The sequence below is a fragment of the Klebsiella sp. BIGb0407 genome, from assembly GCF_024807845.1.
Classification (GTDB): domain Bacteria; phylum Pseudomonadota; class Gammaproteobacteria; order Enterobacterales; family Enterobacteriaceae; genus JGM124.
The window spans coordinates 19,587-36,407 of sequence record NZ_JANUEQ010000011.1; the positions used below are offsets into that span (position 1 = coordinate 19,587).

Sequence of the window (16,821 nt, forward strand, 5' to 3'; positions counted from 1 at the left end):
TCGATTAATACGTGTACAATAACGCGCTATTTCTAATGCCTGAGGCAAATCTGTGATCGAAAATCTGCGTAACATCGCCATCATCGCGCACGTGGACCATGGTAAAACTACCTTGGTTGACAAGCTGTTACAACAATCTGGTACCTTCAGTGACCGTGCTGAAGCTACTGAACGTGTGATGGACTCCAATGACCTGGAGAAAGAGCGTGGAATTACCATCCTCGCTAAAAACACCGCTATCAACTGGAATAACTACCGTATCAACATCGTTGATACCCCAGGACACGCCGATTTCGGTGGCGAAGTTGAACGCGTAATGTCAATGGTTGACTCCGTATTGCTGGTTGTTGATGCAATGGACGGACCTATGCCACAAACGCGCTTTGTAACTAAAAAAGCGTTTGACCATGGCTTGAAACCAATTGTTGTTATCAACAAAGTTGACCGTCCTGGTGCGCGTCCTGACTGGGTTGTTGACCAAGTATTTGACCTGTTCGTTAACCTTGATGCAACCGACGAACAGCTTGATTTCCCTATTATTTATGCGTCAGCATTGATGGGTATTGCCGGTAATGATCACAGCGAAATGGCTGCTGACATGACCCCGCTGTACCAAGCGATTGTTGACCATGTTCCAGCTCCAAATGTTGATGTTGATGGTCCGTTCCAGATGCAGATCTCTCAGCTGGATTACAACAACTATGTTGGTGTTATCGGGATTGGTCGTATCAAACGCGGTAAGGTTAAACCAAACCAGCAAATCACTATCATCGATACCGAAGGGAAAACCCGTAACGGTAAAGTAGGTAAAGTGCTGGGTCACCTTGGTCTTGAGCGTATTGAGACAACTGAAGCTGAAGCGGGCGATATCATCGCTATCACCGGTCTGGGCGAACTGAATATCTCTGATACTCTGTGCGACACTCAGAATGTTGAAGCGCTGAAGCCTCTGTCGGTTGATGAACCAACAGTAAGCATGTTCTTCAACGTCAACACCTCACCGTTCTGTGGTAAAGAGGGTAAATATGTTACCTCTCGTCAAATCCTCGAGCGTCTGAACAAAGAGCTGGTACATAACGTTGCTCTGCGTGTTGAAGAAACTGAAGATGCTGATGCATTCCGTGTTTCTGGTCGTGGTGAGTTACACCTGTCTGTTCTTATCGAAAACATGCGTCGTGAAGGCTTCGAGCTGGCAGTATCTCGCCCGAAAGTTATCAACCGTATGATCGATGGCCGTATGCAAGAGCCGTTTGAAAACGTCACTCTGGATATCGAAGAACAGCACCAGGGTTCTATCATGCAAGCCATGGGTGAGCGTAAAGGCGACGTTAAGGACATGATCCCTGACGGTAAAGGTCGTATTCGTCTTGACTACCTGATCCCTGCACGTGGTCTGATTGGTTTCCGTACTGAGTTCATGACTATGACCTCTGGTACTGGCCTGCTGTACTCCACTTTCAGCCACTACGATGATGTTCGTACGGGTGAAATTGGCCAGCGTCAGAACGGCGTACTGATCTCTAATGGTCAGGGCAAAGCTGTTGCGTTCGCACTGTTCAGCCTGCAGGATCGCGGTAAGTTATTCCTCGGTCACGGTGCAGAAGTTTACGAAGGCCAAATTATCGGTATTCATAGCCGCTCTAATGACCTGACTGTAAACTGCCTGACTGGTAAGAAACTGACCAACATGCGTGCATCAGGTACTGATGAAGCAACTACCCTGGTTCCGGCTATCAAAATGTCTCTGGAACAAGCGCTTGAGTTCATCGATGACGACGAATTAGTAGAAGTTACACCAATTTCTATCCGTATTCGTAAACGTCACCTGACTGAAAACGATCGTAAACGCGCTTCGCGCGGCGGCAAAGACGCATAATTCGTCTTAGCTGATATAAGCAGTCATCAAAGCCTGAGTTCGGTATTTAACCGGACTCAGGCTTTTTAATTTCCAGCGTTCAGTGCACCAAAAACTCGCTGTCCAGGCCGTTACCTTTTCTCGACATATTCTGTGACATTCCTTTTTCTTTACTGAATTTTCTTTCCTGCAAATCAGCCTACACTGGGACCGAGATGGGATCTGAGTGCTAATGGAGAGGGAAATATGTTGAATATAAGAATGGATTCAAGAACGTTGATGTTTAAATTTTGGTTAACTGTAACAGTTACACTAAGTTTATTAAGTTGCGGAACCTATAGTAAAAAAAATAGTTATCTGGAGTATATATCAGGTGGCGAATCTTTCGTTCTGAAGAAAGAATGTGTAATCCAGGTGAGTTTACCTGAGGATGGATACGCTAAACTAGATGGAGATTACATAGGTATATTTGTGAAAATAAAAAATAATGCCATGTGCTCTGGAAAATTTAATGATTTCTTCCGTAACCATATAGGTAATGATCTTTATTTCAAATTTGGCGGTAAATACATGATGAAACAGTCAAGAATTGTTTCTGAGATGAAAACTGAAGTTGGATTTTATCAGGGTATTTTCAATAAAAATTACGTCGGGGATATATTAAAAGCATACAATTAAAGTATTGCTCTGAGTTAGTCAGATCTCGTCTCAATGTGTTAAAGAATGATCCACTCACGATTTCCTTATCTCTGGTGCCCAGTTTTTCGTCACCTCTCAAAACTCCTTATCCAGTCCAGTGTCCAACTTTTGGGGAGCACCTCATTATCCGCGAGGCTTTTTTTGCCTTTTTTTTGTAAAATGCTAACGTGTAAGCTGCTATTTGCGTCATTGTTAGCATTGTTCCACTGAGCCTTAACACCCTGGTTGCACTAGTGATTCACCCTGACGGAAAAGGAGACACTCATGCTGTATATCTTTGATTTAGGTAATGTTATCGTTGATATCGATTTTAACCGGGTACTGGGTGTCTGGAGCGATTACAGCCGCGTGCCTCTGGCAAATCTACAGAGCAAATTCACCATTGGTGAAGCATTCCATCTGCATGAGCGGGGGCATATAAGTGACGAACAATTTGCCCAAAGAATAGGTCACGATCTGGGTATGGCCTTGAGCTATGAGCAATTTACCGCGGGCTGGCAGGCGATATTCGTTGGTTTACGCAAAGATACGATTGCAGTCATGCAGGCTTTGCGCGAGCAGGGGCATCGGGTTGTCGTCTTATCAAACACCAACCAGCTTCATTGCGAATTCTGGCCGGATGAATATCCGGAAGTTGAGCAAGTCGCCGATAAAATCTATCTTTCCCAGCAAATGGGGATGAGAAAACCGGATGCTGAAATTTATCTGAAAGTACTCGAAGAAGAGGGCTTTAGTGCCGATAACGCAGTCTTCTTCGACGATAATGAAGACAATATCAATAGTGCCCGGCAACTCGGTATTACGGCAATATTGGTGACCGGGAAACAGACAATTCCTGACTGGTTTGCACGAAGCTGATGCTGAAGAGCACAGAAAATAAGGCAGGGCGTCATATCAAGCCGGTAATAGCTTGGGGCAAACTGCTTTATCGGCGTATTGACCAGGATAATATGATGACGATGGCAGGAAATCTTGCCTACGTCTCATTGCTTTCCCTGGTGCCGCTGGTGGCGGTTATTTTCGCCTTATTTGCCGTCTTTCCCGTCTTCGCTGATATCAGCGTCCAGCTACGCCAGTTTGTTTTCACCAATTTTATGCCCGCAACCGGCGATGTGATTGAACATTACATCGACCAGTTTATTGCTAATGCTAATCGCATGACCGCAGTGGGTGCTGCCGGGCTGGTAGTGACTTCACTGTTATTGATGTACGCCATCGACAGCGCCCTGAATACTATCTGGCGCAGCACGCGTGCCCGTCCGCCGCTTTACTCATTTGCACTGTACTGGATGATCCTGACTCTCGGGCCTTTGCTCGTCGGAACCAGCGTCGTGATAAGCTCTTATTTGCTGTCGCAACGCTGGGCCTCAGAGATCAATAGCCTGATGGATGATGTGTTACGCATCTTCCCACTGTTACTTTCCTGGTTATCATTCTGGCTGCTGTATAGCCTGGTGCCGACGGTACGCGTACCGGTGAAAGATGCGGTTATCGGCGCCATGATTGCGGCGGCATTATTTGAACTCGGTAAGAAAGTTTTCACCCTTTATATCCAGATGTTCCCTTCTTACCAGCTGGTTTACGGCGTTCTGGCAGTGATCCCATTGTTGTTTATTTGGGTGTACTGGACCTGGTGTATTGTCTTGCTGGGGGCTGAAATTACCGTTACCTTCAATGAGTATCGTCAGCTAAAACAGTCCACTGAACAAACAAAATCGGAAGAGTGATGATTGCATTAATTCAGCGAGTAACCCAGGCCCGTGTCAAAGTGGCGGGTGAAATCACCGGTGAAATAGGCCCCGGATTACTGGTCTTGTTAGGAGTAGAAAAAGAAGATAACCAGCAAAAAGCCGATCGTTTATGTCAGCGCGTGCTGGGTTATCGTGTTTTTAGCGACGACAAGGGCAAGATGAATCTGAGCGTTCAGCAAGCCGGTGGTAGTGTGCTGGTGGTCTCTCAGTTTACCCTCGCTGCGGACACGGATAGCGGTATGCGTCCCGGATTTTCCGGTGGTGCAGCCCCGGAACAGGCAAAGGCGCTGTATGAGTATTTTATTGAGAAATGTCAGCAACAAGGTATAGCAACCCAGACTGGGCGTTTCGCTGCTGATATGGAAGTCTCACTAATCAATGACGGGCCGGTGACTTTCTGGCTCCAGGTATAAACGGTGCAATCACTATTGGTGCACTAAATAAGAGAGCTAGATATGTATCATCTTCGTGTACCTGAAACACCGGAAGAACTCGAACATTACTATCATTTTCGCTGGCAGATGCTGCGTAAACCATTACATCAGCCTCAAGGGTCCGAGCGGGATGCCTGGGATGCGATGGCGCATCATCAAATGGTTGTGGATGAACAGGGCAATATCGTTGCGGTAGGGCGGTTATACATTAATGCTGATGATGAAGCGGCTATTCGATTTATGGCCGTAGACCCTTCGGTACAGGCGAAAGGCTTAGGTACCTTGATGGCGATGACCCTCGAGTCGGTCGCCCGCCAGGAAGGCGTACAGCGCGTTACCTGTAGTGCTCGTGAAGATGCGGTTGAATTCTTTGCCAAGCTCGGGTTTGTTAATCAGGGCGAAATAACCGCCCCACAAACCACTCCTATTCGCCATTTTATGATGATCAAGCCGATTGCTTCGCTGGATGATATTTTACATCGTCCGGACTGGTGCGGTCAGTTGCAGCAAGCCTGGTATCAGCATATTCCCCTCAGTGAAAAAATGGGTGTGCGTATTCAGCAGTATACCGGCCAGAAATTTATTACCACCATGCCGGAAACCGGTAACCAGAACCCACACCATACGCTATTTGCCGGAAGTCTGTTTTCTCTGGCAACGCTTACCGGATGGGGGCTGATTTGGCTGATGCTACGTGAGCGTCATTTAGGTGGCACCATTATTCTGGTTGATGCACATATTCGTTATAGCAGCCCGATTACCGGTAAACCTTTAGCAAGCGCGGATTTAGGCTCGTTGAGTGGTGATTTAGACCGACTTGCCCGCGGACGTAAGGCGCGGGTGACTCTGCAAGTGAATCTCTATGGCGATGATATTCCAGGTGCGGTGTTTGAAGGCGTCTATATGGTACTGCCGGCAAAACCTTTTGGCCCCCTGGAAGAAGGGGGCAACGAAGAGGAGTAGCGATCAGGGAAGGGCGACTACGCCCTGTCTCATGGTTTGCTGGATTTGCTGACCCTGAGCATCGGTCACTCTCAGGGTGGCATTGACCGTTGGTCGCAGCGGTGTATCCGCTGCCAGCTGCCCGCTAGCCAAAAGGTTTAAGTTCCCTTCACCATTGAGCGGCAGAGCTGGCCATCCCCAGTCTCTGAGTGTATTCACCGGAACGCTCTGACCTTTTAACTCCACAGTTGTGACTCTCTGCGGTGTCTGAGTAATACTGGCGGTCGCTTCGAGTATGCCTTTTTCTCTGAAACCACTTAACTCACTGAGGGTTATTTGTTGTGGACTGGCGTTCAGAGTAAGAGACGGACGGCGTATATCGACACGATTAAAGGTGGCATTGGCGGCATTCATTGACACCTTCCCGTTCCATAATCCCCATTGATGATTATGAGCAATTAACAAATTGGTTGCCGAGGCATCCAGAGCGGTAAGCTGGAAAGGCCACTCAGGATTAATATCGATGATAAGACTGCGGTTAGCTGACAGTTTTTTTATTGTCATATCAGCCAGCCATTCAGGTGATGATTGTATCCACAGTGCTTTCCAGTTCGCAGGAAGGGTATATTCCAGACCCGCAAACACCATCTCATCGATTACCGCGCTATTACCATCACGAAGCCATTGTCCGTTAGCACGCACCATGCCGCCTTCCCAGCGTGAACTAAACTGGCGCAATAATAAGCCTTGCGGGTTGAGATCGGCATTGATAATAGGATCCTGCAGATGAACTGAATTCCAGATAAATTCGCGGGCGTTCGCTGAAAGTGTTCCTTCCTTGCTGTTCCAGTCACCTTTGGTGAGAGTTGTTCCTCGTAAACTCAGATCTAAATCGCTGATTGCCCATTCCGGGCCTTCAAGGCGGGCACCAATCACGTCGAGGCGCTCAATATTGACCGAGGCAGCTTCACTGAGAGGTGCCAGAAAATCAGCAAGTGACTGGTCGGTCTGCAAGCGAATATCATTTAAACGTAAATTACCAATAGCCCAGGCACCGTCATTACTACGACGAATATTGCCGGTTAACGAACCCCGTGCAATATCAGCGCCTATGGTCGAAAGGACTAAATTGCCATTATCAACAGAGCCCTGCAACAGCACATTATTTGCAGTGATACCTTTCAGCGTCATGATGTCGGCACTGACTTCAATATTGGCTTTATTTCCCAGAGGATTATTTGCATCAGGCTGCCAGGGAATAATACCGCCATTCGCCCTCGTGAGCGTTACAGGCCATATAGCGTTATTATCTTCAATATTCATATCCTGGAGCCGCAGGCGAGCCGCCTTTAATGGCAGGAGCGGAGTACTATCCTGAAGCGTCAGTGACCCTTGCTGCAATAAAACTGAATCAACATCCAGCGGGTTAGTAAATTGCCGGGTACTGAGGCCGATATCGAGTTTTTTAGCGACAATCGATGCTGGCTGGTTCGTATTCCCCAGGGTGATATCGTTAAATACCAAATGGTCTGGCGCCGACCAGCTATGTTCCATTTTACTGAACTCTACCCGGTAGTCAGTATTATTGCTGACCCACTGACTGAGCTGTCTGGCACCCCATTGGGTTTGTAGCAGGATATAGAAGGCAATCAACACAAGAACAACGATGCCTGACACAATAGCTATCAGTCTTCCGAGCAATTTCATTGTTGTACATCCCCGATATTCCAATAAGGAATTTATGCATCATTTAGCGCAATAGCTCAAGGGCTGGATGATTAATGATAAAGGCGCATCACGAGTTAAAAACTAGCGATGCGCCAGAACCTTAGGCTTTTTCTGGAGGGAACACCAAATTCAGGATGATAGCGGTGATGCCGCCAGCAGCAATACCAGAAGAAAGCAGGGTTTTAATCCACTCTGGTGCAAACTGTAAAATCAGGGGTTGCTGTGACACACCCAGACCCACCGCCAGAGATAAACCAATAATCATAATCGCACGACGATTCAGCGGTTCGCGGGACACAATACGGATACCCGATGCCGCAATCGTACCAAACATCACAAGCGTGGCACCGCCAAGAACAGGTTCAGGAATATGCTGCACAAAGCCGCTGACCGCCGGGAACAGACCCAGGGCGATAAGCATCAGCGCGACAACAAAACCGACATAGCGACTGGCAACGCCAGTAAGCTGAATAACGCCGTTGTTCTGTCCGAAACAGGAGTTAGGGAAGGTATTAAACAGTGCAGAAACGAAGGAGTTCAGGCCATTTGCCAGTACTCCACCTTTCAGACGTTTCATATACAGAGGCCCGGATACCGGTTGCTCAGAAACATCAGAGGTCGCTGTGATATCACCAATGGTTTCCAGTGAGGTCACCATAAAGACCAGCATCAGTGGAATCAACAGACCCCAGTCGATGCCTAAACCGTAATGGAGCGGGGTTGGAATGGTGATTAAATCAGTATTGGTCGGGGCGGTGGTCTCTGGCAGCATATCCAGCGCCCAGGCCAGAATATAACCGACGGCCATGGCAATCACTAATGAGGCAACACGCAGATAAGGGTTACGCTGACGGTTCAGCAGAATAATAACGATCAGTACTGAGGCCGCGAGAAGTAAATTCTTCGGCGCACCAAAAGTATTATCAGCCAGAGCAGCGTAGCCACCGCCGGCGGAGGTCAGTCCGACCTGAATCAGTGACAGGCCGATAATCATCACCACCGTTCCTGAAACTAATGGGGTGATAATGCGGCGGGTAAGGTGTAAGAAACGCGAGATAATCATTTCAGTACAGCTGGCGAGCATCAGCGTACCAAACAGCGCTGCCATCATCCCTTCGATATCCACGCCGCCATTTTTTAACGCCATACCACCCATAATCAGAGGTGAAACAAAGTTAAAGCTGGTGCCCTGAATAGATAATAAACCTGAGCCGACCGGTCCCCAGGCTTTTATTTGAATAATAGAGGCAACACCTGAGGCAAATAGCGACATACTGATAATGTGTTGTGTATCTGAGGCGGGTAATCCCAGCGCCTGACAAATCAATAAAGCCGGAGTAATAACCGCAACGAACATAGCCAGTAAATGCTGGCAGGCGGCAAAAAGCGTTTGCGGTAGCGGGGGACGGTCTTCGAGACGGTAGATAAGTTCGTCTGAGTAAGAAGGAGCAATCGGTTGCTTTTTATCTGGCTCAACAGCATTCGCGGACATCGAGGGTCATCTCATTATGGGAAAGGCGCAATTTTAACTGACCCTGGAGTAAAAGCAATCGTTTGCTACTGGTAGTTTCTGGTACTCAAAACAGATAAAGATAACTATTTTTGTCACCAGCGTATTTTTTGCAGTTAAAATACATTGCCACCAACCAATAACCTGGAAGAAAACTCTATCTTTATTGGGGATCGTGCGCGAATAAAACTGAAATACTAAGGGGTAGCGCTAACTATGTTTCATCTTGATTCCCTCTCCACTTTGGTGGCGGCCACATTGGTCTTGCTGGTGGGGCGAAAAATAGTTCACATCACTCCTTTTCTAAAAAAATACTCGATCCCAGAGCCTGTTGTTGGTGGTTTACTGGCAACGATAGCCTTACTTTTACTGAATAAAAGTATGGGATGGGAAGTGTATTTTGATACGAGTTTGACCGACCAATTAATGCTGGTCTTTTTTGCAACGATAGGGCTCAACGCCAATATCATTGGTTTATTGAAAGGCGGTAAGGTGCTGGGTATTTTTTTATGCACAGTTGTCGGGCTGCTGGTTATGCAAAATATTATTGGCATTGGTATCGCGACATTACTGGGCCTTGATCCTTTGCTGGGGTTGCTTGCCGGGTCAATTACGCTCTCAGGCGGGCATGGTACCGGAGCCGCATGGGGTAACGTCTTCATTGAACAATACGGTTTTCATAATGCCAAGGAAGTTGCGATGGCCTGTGCAACTTTCGGTCTGGTAATAGGGGGGCTGATTGGGGGGCCGATTTCACGCTATTTGATTAAGCACTCTGCTACCCCTGATGGGGCACCGGAAGATAGTATTGTACCCACGAATTTTGAAAAACCGGAGGCTAAACGGTTAATTACCTCCATGACATTAATTGAAACCATAGCGCTTATTGCCATCTGCCTGACCATTGGTCGTGAATTATCTCAGTGGTTGAGTGGCAGCGCTTTTGAGTTACCGACATTTGTTTGTGTGTTATTTATTGGTGTCATTCTACGTAATCTATTGTCTCTTTTGGGTTTTTATCAGGTATTTGAACGAGCCGTTTCACTTCTCGGGAATGTCTGTTTATCACTATTTCTGGCTATGGCATTGATGAGTCTTAAATTATGGGAGATAGCATCACTTGCTCTGCCAGTATTACTCATTCTAACCGTACAGACTTTGTTCATGGCGTTATATGCTGTTTTTGTCACCTGGCGAGTGATGGGTAAAAGTTATGATGCTGCAGTATTGGTCGCCGGGCAGTGTGGATTTGGTATAGGGGCAACACCGACAGCGATTGCAAATATGCAGGCAATTACTGAGAGGTTTGGTCCGTCTCACCTGGCTTTTCTGATAGTACCGATGGTTGGGGCATTCTTCATTGATATTATGAACGTAATTATTATTAAACTATTCTTACTATTGCCATTTTTCGGCTGAAAGGGGCTGTTTAAGCATTCGAATAGCGTTCTGTTTCCGGCATCCAGCGCTCAATTAATGCCAGCGCTTGCTCAGGATAACGTTCATGGATATGACGTGCTAATCGCTGAACTTCCGGGATCATTGCCTGGTCCCGGAGTAAATCAGCCACTTTAAACTCAGCTGTTCCGGTCTGGCGGGTACCGAGCAGTTCGCCAGGGCCTCGGATCTCCAGGTCTTGCTGAGCAATGAAAAACCCATCATTACTGTCACGCAGCACCTGTAACCGGCGCTGGGCTGTTTTTGACAGCGGGGATTTATAGAGCAGGACACAGTGAGAAGCAACTGCGCCACGGCCCACACGGCCTCGTAGCTGGTGCAGCTGTGCAAGACCCAGTCGTTCCGGGTTTTCGATAATCATCAAACTGGCGTTAGGTACGTCAACGCCGACTTCAATTACCGTGGTCGCGACCAGCAGTTGTAACTCTCCCTGTTTGAACGCCAGCATCACCGCCTGCTTCTCTTGCGGTTTCATACGGCCGTGTACCAGGCCAACATTAAGTTCCGTGAGCTGAGCTTTGAGTTCTTCCCAGGTGACTTCTGCGGCCTGTGCTTCCAGTAATTCTGACTCTTCAATCAGGGTACAGACCCAGTAAGCCTGGCGGCCTTCATCCTGACAGGCGTGGCGTACACGTTCAATAATCTCGTTACGGCGGCTGTCAGCAATCGCGACCGTGGTGACGGGAGTACGTCCTGGCGGAAGTTCATCAATAACCGAGGTATCAAGGTCGGCATAGGCTGTCATCGCCAGCGTACGAGGAATAGGGGTGGCTGTCATAATCAGCTGATGCGGATGAAAGCCCTGAGCCTGTCCTTTTTCCCATAATGCCAGACGCTGATGTACACCAAAGCGGTGTTGCTCATCGATAATGACCAGTGCCAGTCTGGCAAATTGAACCTGTTCCTGGAAAATAGCATGGGTGCCGACCACCATGGTGACCTGACCACTGGCGATAGCCTCTTGCTGTGCAATGCGGGCTTTACCTTTCTGCTTACCCGCCAGCCAGCCGACTTCAATGCCCAATGGCGCAAACCACTGACGGAAATTATTGGCGTGCTGCTCTGCCAGTAGCTCTGTAGGTGCCATTAACGCGACCTGATTGCCATGAGCGATGGCGCGTAAAGCGGCCAGGGCAGCAACCAGGGTTTTACCGGAGCCGACATCCCCTTGCACCAGACGCATCATCGGAACGTCCAGGGCCATATCATGTTCAATCTCAGCCACGACCCGCTGCTGTGCGTTCGTCGGTTTAAAAGGTAATGCGGCGAGAAAGTTATTTTTTAATTCATCGTCTTCGCTAAATGACAGGGCATGGTAGCGCTGTGCTCCAGCACGCAGCGCCAGCATGCTCAGGTTATGGGCCAGTAACTCTTCCAGGATCAGACGACGTTGCGCCGGATGCTTACCGGAGTCGAGCTCGCTGAGCTGTACGTCAGGTGGCGGGCGATGCAGGATATAGAGTGATTCAGGCAGGCTCATCAGACCCTGACTGAGCTCCGCGGGTAACAATTCGGTGATGGCACAGGTCTGTAATACTTCAAGCGCCTGATCGGTGAGTTTACGTAATGTCGCCTGGCGAATACCCTCGGTGGTCGGATAAACCGGCGTTAAGGTTTCCTGCAGTTCCGGAGTACTTAAATCCCCCTGAATACGATACTCAGGATGGATCATCTCAGCACCATATTTACCGCGTTTAGCTTCACCATAGGCGAGAACGCGTCTGCCGGTGGCCAGGCTATTTTTCATGGCCGCATTGAAATTAAAGAAACGCATTGTCAGGATGCCGGTGCCGTCGCTTATCTGGCAGGTCATCATGCGGCGGCCACCAAAGGTGATATTACAGTTCAGTACCTCACCTTCTACCGTGGTATGAATGCCAGGTAAAAGCTGGTCAATGGTACAAAGCTGAGTGCGATCTTCATAACGCAGCGGTAAATGCAGCAACAGATCCTGGAGGGTATAGAGACCAATTTTGGCAAGCTTACTGCTCTGGCTGGCGCCCACACCGGCAAGCGAACTTAACGGGATGGCATCCAGCAAGCGGCCTTTCATGACTTATCCTGCTGACTGCATGGCAGCCCACCATGCGGGATCGGCGTCTATCTCACCTTGCTGATTCACATGTGGGTAGGGTAAGCGCTTACGACGAGAGAGGTTCGCCAGCACCGGATAACCGCCTTCAAACAGTAACCGTTGCTGTTCAGAATCTGGCAGCGTACTGTTTTCGCGCTGATACATACCCGCATTCTGTCGCTGACGCTGTGCTTCGTACAGGATAAGCGCTGAAGCTACGGAAACATTCAGTGACTGTACCATTCCGGTCATCGGAATAATGATATCCTGGTCTGCAAGACTCAGTGCCTCTTGAGTAATACCTGTTTTTTCCTGACCCATTAAAATACAGGTCGGGCGGGTATAGTCTATTTCGCGGAAATCGACGGCTTTTTCAGAAAGATGGGTAGCAAGTACCTGCATACCACAGCCTTTAAGATGACCGATCGCCTCGCCGATAGTCGGGTGGGTTTTAACTTCAACCCAGGAGTTACTACCGGCCGCCGAAGAGGCCATGGTCCGCATTCGGCTACCCGGCCACACCGCATGAACTTCATGAACACCAACGGCATCTGCGGTGCGAATAATGGCAGAGACGTTATGGGGCTTATGCACCTGCTCCATGCATACTGTCAGGTCTGGCTGACGTCTTGCGAGCATTTCGCAAATACGGGCATAGCGTTGCGGATTCATAGCACTAGTTTCGGTTACGGGTCACTTTAATCACATCTGGCATCACACGAATTTTACGCATGATATTCGCCAGCTGGATACGATCCCGGGCAGTCAGTCGAATGAATGCGCTATAAACCCTGCCGTCTTTCTCTTCAGTATTCAGGCTCTGAATATTTGAAGCAGCTGTGTTTATTGCCGCAGTCAGGTTCGCCAGTGCACCCTGGTGATTGAACATATCAACTTTGATTTCGGTGATGAACTCTTGCTCTATCTCTTTATCCCACTCGACGGCCATAAACTTCTCGAGCTCTTTCTGGTAGCCTCGAATATTACGACAGGACTCATGGTGGATAACCAGCCCTTTCCCCGGACTGATATGAGCAATGATTGGGTCACCCGGAATAGGTCGACAGCATTTTGCAAAGGTAATCAGAACGCCATCTGCCCCTTTAATCGGCAGGCGTGTATGTGGGTTCTGAGACGTTAGGGTCCCTGGAGCTGCAGCAGTAATTTCACCTTGCAGATGCTTAGCGACTACGACACTCATGGTATTGCCAAGCCCGACTTCAGCCAGCAAGTCATCAAGCGTTGCCAGCTTCATGCGGTCTAATTCACGCTGGATATTCTCCGGTGGGATCTCTGCAAGTTTACGGCTTCCACCTAACGCATGATTTAACAGGCGACGGCCAAGACTGATAGAGTCATCACGCTTGAGGTTTTTGAGCATCTGGCGAATTTTGGCGCGCGCTTTTGAGCTGACGACAAAGTTAAGCCATGCGGCATTAGGGCGAGCACCAGGTGCTGTGATGATTTCAATGGTTTGCCCGCTGGCCAGTGACTGTGACAGCGGGTAGGGCTGTCTGTCGACTCTCGCACCCACGCAGGCATGACCGATATCGGTATGCACGGCGTAAGCAAAGTCGACGGGCGTTGAGCCTGCTGGCAGTTCAACAATACGACCTTCTGGGGTGAAAACGTAAATTTCATCCGGGAACAGATCGGATTTTACGCTTTCGATAAATTCAAATGAGCTGCCTGCGCTTTGCTGGAGTTCAAGTAAGCTTTGCATCCAGCGCTGGGCGCGGATTTGTGCTGTAGTACCGCTTTCGCCCTGTTCCTTATAAGTCCAGTGCGCAGCTACCCCCATCTCAGCCATCTGATCCATATCTTCGGTACGAATCTGCACTTCAACAGGCACGCCATGCGGGCCAATCATTGAGGTGTGTAGTGACTGATAGCCGTTAGCTTTTGGGATAGCAATATAGTCTTTGACTCGACCAGGCCTGGGTTTATACAGGCTGTGCATTTGACCGAGCACGCGATAGCAGGTATCCATGTCGCGTACGATCACACGAAACGCATAGATATCCATTATTGAGTGAAAACGCTGCTCTTTGAGGGTCATTTTGCAGTAAATCGAATAGAGATGTTTTTCGCGGCCACTCACGCGGCAGGCAATCCCTGCTTCTTGTAGTCGCCCGTCTATTTCCGAAAGGATTTTTTGAATCATTTCCTTACGGTTGCCACGCGCGGCTTTTACCACCTCTTTAATTACGCGATAACGGTTTGGATACAGGGCTTCAAAACCCAGTTCCTCAAGTTCGGTTTTTAAATGGTGAATACCAAGGCGGTGTGCCAGAGGACTATAGATCTCAAGCGTTTCACGAGCAATACGACGACGTTTATCCGGGCGCAAAGAGCCAAGGGTACGCATGTTATGTGTGCGGTCGGCCAGTTTTATCAAAACAACCCGAATATCCTGCACCATTGCCATGATCATTTTGCGAAAGTTTTCAGCTTGCGCTTCTTTCTTATCGCGAAACGTGAGTTTGTCGAGCTTAGAAACCCCTTCTACCAGTTCAGCAACGCTTTTACCAAACAGCTGTTCCATATCTTGGTAAGTAGCAGGGGTATCTTCAATAACATCATGCAACAATGCCGCCATCAGTGTTTCATGGTCGAGTTTCATCTCGGCCAGAATACAGGCAACGGCGACAGGGTGCGTGATATAGGGTTCACCGCTTGAGCGTGTTTGTCCCTCGTGAGCATCACGTGCAACAAGATATGCCTGCCGGAGCCGTTTTATTTGCTCCTCTGGCAGGTAATTTTGAATCAGCTGATTCAGGCTTTCAAACAGATACAAGGGAGACCCATAACTGGTTTAATTAACGACGACCTTCAGCAATAGCGGTAACAGCCTGTAATTCTGCTGCTTCTTGCTCTTGCTGTTCCTGACGATCACGAACATCGAGAATTTTGTTGTTGATCAACCCTTCTTCGATTTCACGCAGTGCAATCACTGTGGTCTTATCGTTTTCTTCTGGTACCAGTGGATCTTTACCGCCAGTTTGCATCTGACGAGCGCGACGCGCGGCGACCAGTACCAGGTCAAAACGGTTACCAATTTTCTCTACAGCGTCCTGAACAGTTACGCGTGCCATAATTACAATGCTCCACAGATGAGGAAATGACTGGGCATGATACTGAAACTGATGTCAGTCTGCCAATAGTTTGCTGATTAAAGCGTCATGTCGCATTTTCTGGCGACCCATACGTAAACGCTCAGCACGAATAATTATCTTGAGATCAGACAGTGCTGTATCAAAATTATCATTCACGATTAGATAATCATATTCTGCGTAGTGGCTCATTTCTGCGACGGCCTGTGCCATGCGCTTTGAAATAACCTCTTCGCTATCCTGACCACGGCCCCTGAGCCTGCGATCTAATTCTTCCTGCGAAGGTGGCAGAATAAAAATACTGCGGGCATGTGGCATTTTTTGGCGGATTTGTTTCGCGCCTTGCCAGTCGATATCTAAAAAGACATCCACCCCGGTTGCCAGGACTTGTTCAATAGCATGGCGAGAGGTGCCGTAATAATTACCAAACACTTCGGCATGTTCAAGAAATGCCTGGTCAGTAATCATTTGCTCAAATTCGGCTTTATCGACGAAATAGTAATGCTCGCCGTGACTCTCCCCCGGACGCACACCACGAGTGGTATGAGAGATAGAGACTTGAGTGTCATACAGCGGTTGTGTCTTTAACAAAGCCTGAATGAGGCTGGATTTCCCTGCGCCACTTGGGGCAGAAACGATATAAAGCGTGCCTTGAACCATGAATTTAAACTTAATAGGTATGCGTAAAAGGAAGAACTGCTATTTGCATAGTATACACGCACCCCGGCAAGGGACGTAGATTTTGTCATCGATTACGCTACTTTTTGTTGTTCTCTCCAGGTTACGCCCGGGTTTTTTGCCTTATTCATTGCAATAACATTGATTTTCAGCGGAGTCTCTCGAATAAACTGGCTTTGTGACTCGCTCAGGTAAGGCGGTTTGGTTATACCAGGATGTATCACATTCAAGGAGGAAACATGCAAGAGAGCACCAGATTCATTATTGCAGTTATTTTATTGAGTATAGGGGGCGCCCTGATCCCTGGTCATGCCAAATCTACCATAGCGGTTAAAAGCGGTGGTATGAGCCAAACGATAAGCTATCAAGAACAGCAGCACGGCGACGATTTATCCAAAAGGTTACCCCCTCAGTGGCGATATTCTGCCGAACAGTGGGGAACAGCCAGACAGGCTAAATCACCGGCTTTGCTGTGGCATCGCTTCTCGTTAACGCCACAACCGGTATTTTTTCACTGGGTGATGGCTATGTGGAGCCAGCAGGCTGCTTTTGTCTTGCTGGTACCCTAGCCTCAATACG

Annotated in this window: 15 protein-coding genes; 8 read left to right on the top strand and 7 right to left on the bottom strand. The window is 48.4% G+C overall.

The window, feature by feature from the left end; genetic code table 11:
• The first annotated feature begins 52 nt into the window (after positions 1-52).
• The 6 genes from typA to fabY all read left to right on the top strand — a co-directional run bounded on the left by typA (position 53) and on the right by fabY (position 5,702).
• A complete protein-coding gene (gene typA / locus M2387_RS23345) occupies positions 53-1,876 on the top strand; it encodes a ribosome-dependent GTPase TypA (RefSeq protein ID WP_259052985.1) in 1,824 nt (607 codons plus the stop codon).
• 225 nt (positions 1,877-2,101) lie between these two features.
• Positions 2,102-2,533 carry a hypothetical protein gene (locus tag M2387_RS23350; protein ID WP_259052986.1) on the top strand — a complete coding sequence of 144 codons (432 nt, stop codon included), beginning with the start codon at positions 2,102-2,104 and terminating at the stop codon, positions 2,531-2,533.
• Positions 2,534-2,818: 285 nt separating this feature from the next.
• Positions 2,819-3,412 (top strand): glucose-1-phosphatase, encoded by a 594-nt coding sequence (gene yihX, locus M2387_RS23355; protein WP_259052987.1) that lies wholly within the window; start codon positions 2,819-2,821, stop codon positions 3,410-3,412.
• Positions 3,412-4,281 carry a virulence factor BrkB family protein gene (locus M2387_RS23360; protein ID WP_259052988.1) on the top strand — a complete coding sequence of 290 codons (870 nt, stop codon included), beginning with the start codon at positions 3,412-3,414 and terminating at the stop codon, positions 4,279-4,281. The genes yihX and M2387_RS23360 overlap by 1 nt, the downstream gene beginning before the upstream one ends.
• Entirely contained in the window at positions 4,281-4,718 is a 438-nt protein-coding gene (gene dtd / locus M2387_RS23365; protein ID WP_259052990.1) for a D-aminoacyl-tRNA deacylase, read from the top strand. Before M2387_RS23360 ends, dtd begins: the two co-directional genes overlap by 1 nt.
• A gap of 42 nt (positions 4,719-4,760) precedes the next feature.
• A complete protein-coding gene (fabY, locus tag M2387_RS23370; protein WP_259052993.1) occupies positions 4,761-5,702 on the top strand; it encodes a fatty acid biosynthesis protein FabY in 942 nt (313 codons plus the stop codon).
• A gap of 3 nt (positions 5,703-5,705) precedes the next feature.
• Here the strand turns inward: fabY and M2387_RS23375 are convergent, their stop codons facing one another.
• Both M2387_RS23375 and M2387_RS23380 read right to left on the bottom strand, forming a co-directional pair.
• Positions 5,706-7,388, bottom strand: a complete 1,683-nt coding sequence (locus M2387_RS23375) for an AsmA family protein (RefSeq protein WP_259052994.1) — start codon at positions 7,386-7,388, stop codon at positions 5,706-5,708.
• Positions 7,389-7,509: 121 nt separating this feature from the next.
• A complete protein-coding gene (locus tag M2387_RS23380; RefSeq protein ID WP_259052995.1) occupies positions 7,510-8,901 on the bottom strand; it encodes a nucleobase:cation symporter-2 family protein in 1,392 nt (463 codons plus the stop codon).
• 234 nt (positions 8,902-9,135) lie between these two features.
• On the opposite strand from M2387_RS23380, the gene gltS reads away from it, so the two are divergent.
• On the top strand, positions 9,136-10,338 hold the full coding sequence (gene gltS, locus M2387_RS23385; RefSeq protein WP_259052996.1) for a sodium/glutamate symporter: 1,203 nt from the start codon (positions 9,136-9,138) through the stop codon (positions 10,336-10,338).
• A gap of 10 nt (positions 10,339-10,348) precedes the next feature.
• Here gltS and recG read toward each other — a convergent pair whose 3' ends face one another.
• From recG to gmk, 5 genes are read right to left on the bottom strand one after another with little or no spacing between them, the layout of a single operon-like run.
• Positions 10,349-12,430, bottom strand: a complete 2,082-nt coding sequence (gene recG, locus M2387_RS23390; protein WP_259052997.1) for an ATP-dependent DNA helicase RecG — start codon at positions 12,428-12,430, stop codon at positions 10,349-10,351.
• A 3-nt stretch (positions 12,431-12,433) separates the two neighbouring features.
• Positions 12,434-13,123: a tRNA (guanosine(18)-2'-O)-methyltransferase TrmH gene (gene trmH, locus M2387_RS23395; RefSeq protein WP_259052998.1), complete on the bottom strand. Its 690-nt coding sequence runs from the start codon at positions 13,121-13,123 to the stop codon at positions 12,434-12,436.
• 4 nt (positions 13,124-13,127) lie between these two features.
• The gene (spoT, locus tag M2387_RS23400) at positions 13,128-15,248 is read right to left on the bottom strand and encodes a bifunctional GTP diphosphokinase/guanosine-3',5'-bis pyrophosphate 3'-pyrophosphohydrolase (RefSeq protein WP_259052999.1); all 2,121 of its coding nucleotides are present in this window, start codon (positions 15,246-15,248) and stop codon (positions 13,128-13,130) included.
• Between the two features lie 22 nt (positions 15,249-15,270).
• Entirely contained in the window at positions 15,271-15,546 is a 276-nt protein-coding gene (gene rpoZ, locus M2387_RS23405) for a DNA-directed RNA polymerase subunit omega (protein ID WP_211993467.1), read from the bottom strand.
• 54 nt (positions 15,547-15,600) lie between these two features.
• Entirely contained in the window at positions 15,601-16,224 is a 624-nt protein-coding gene (gene gmk, locus M2387_RS23410; RefSeq protein WP_259053001.1) for a guanylate kinase, read from the bottom strand.
• A gap of 257 nt (positions 16,225-16,481) precedes the next feature.
• On the opposite strand from gmk, the gene M2387_RS23415 reads away from it, so the two are divergent.
• Positions 16,482-16,811, top strand: coding sequence for a hypothetical protein (locus tag M2387_RS23415; protein ID WP_259053003.1), 330 nt, complete (start codon positions 16,482-16,484; stop codon positions 16,809-16,811).
• Positions 16,812-16,821: the final 10 nt, after the last annotated feature.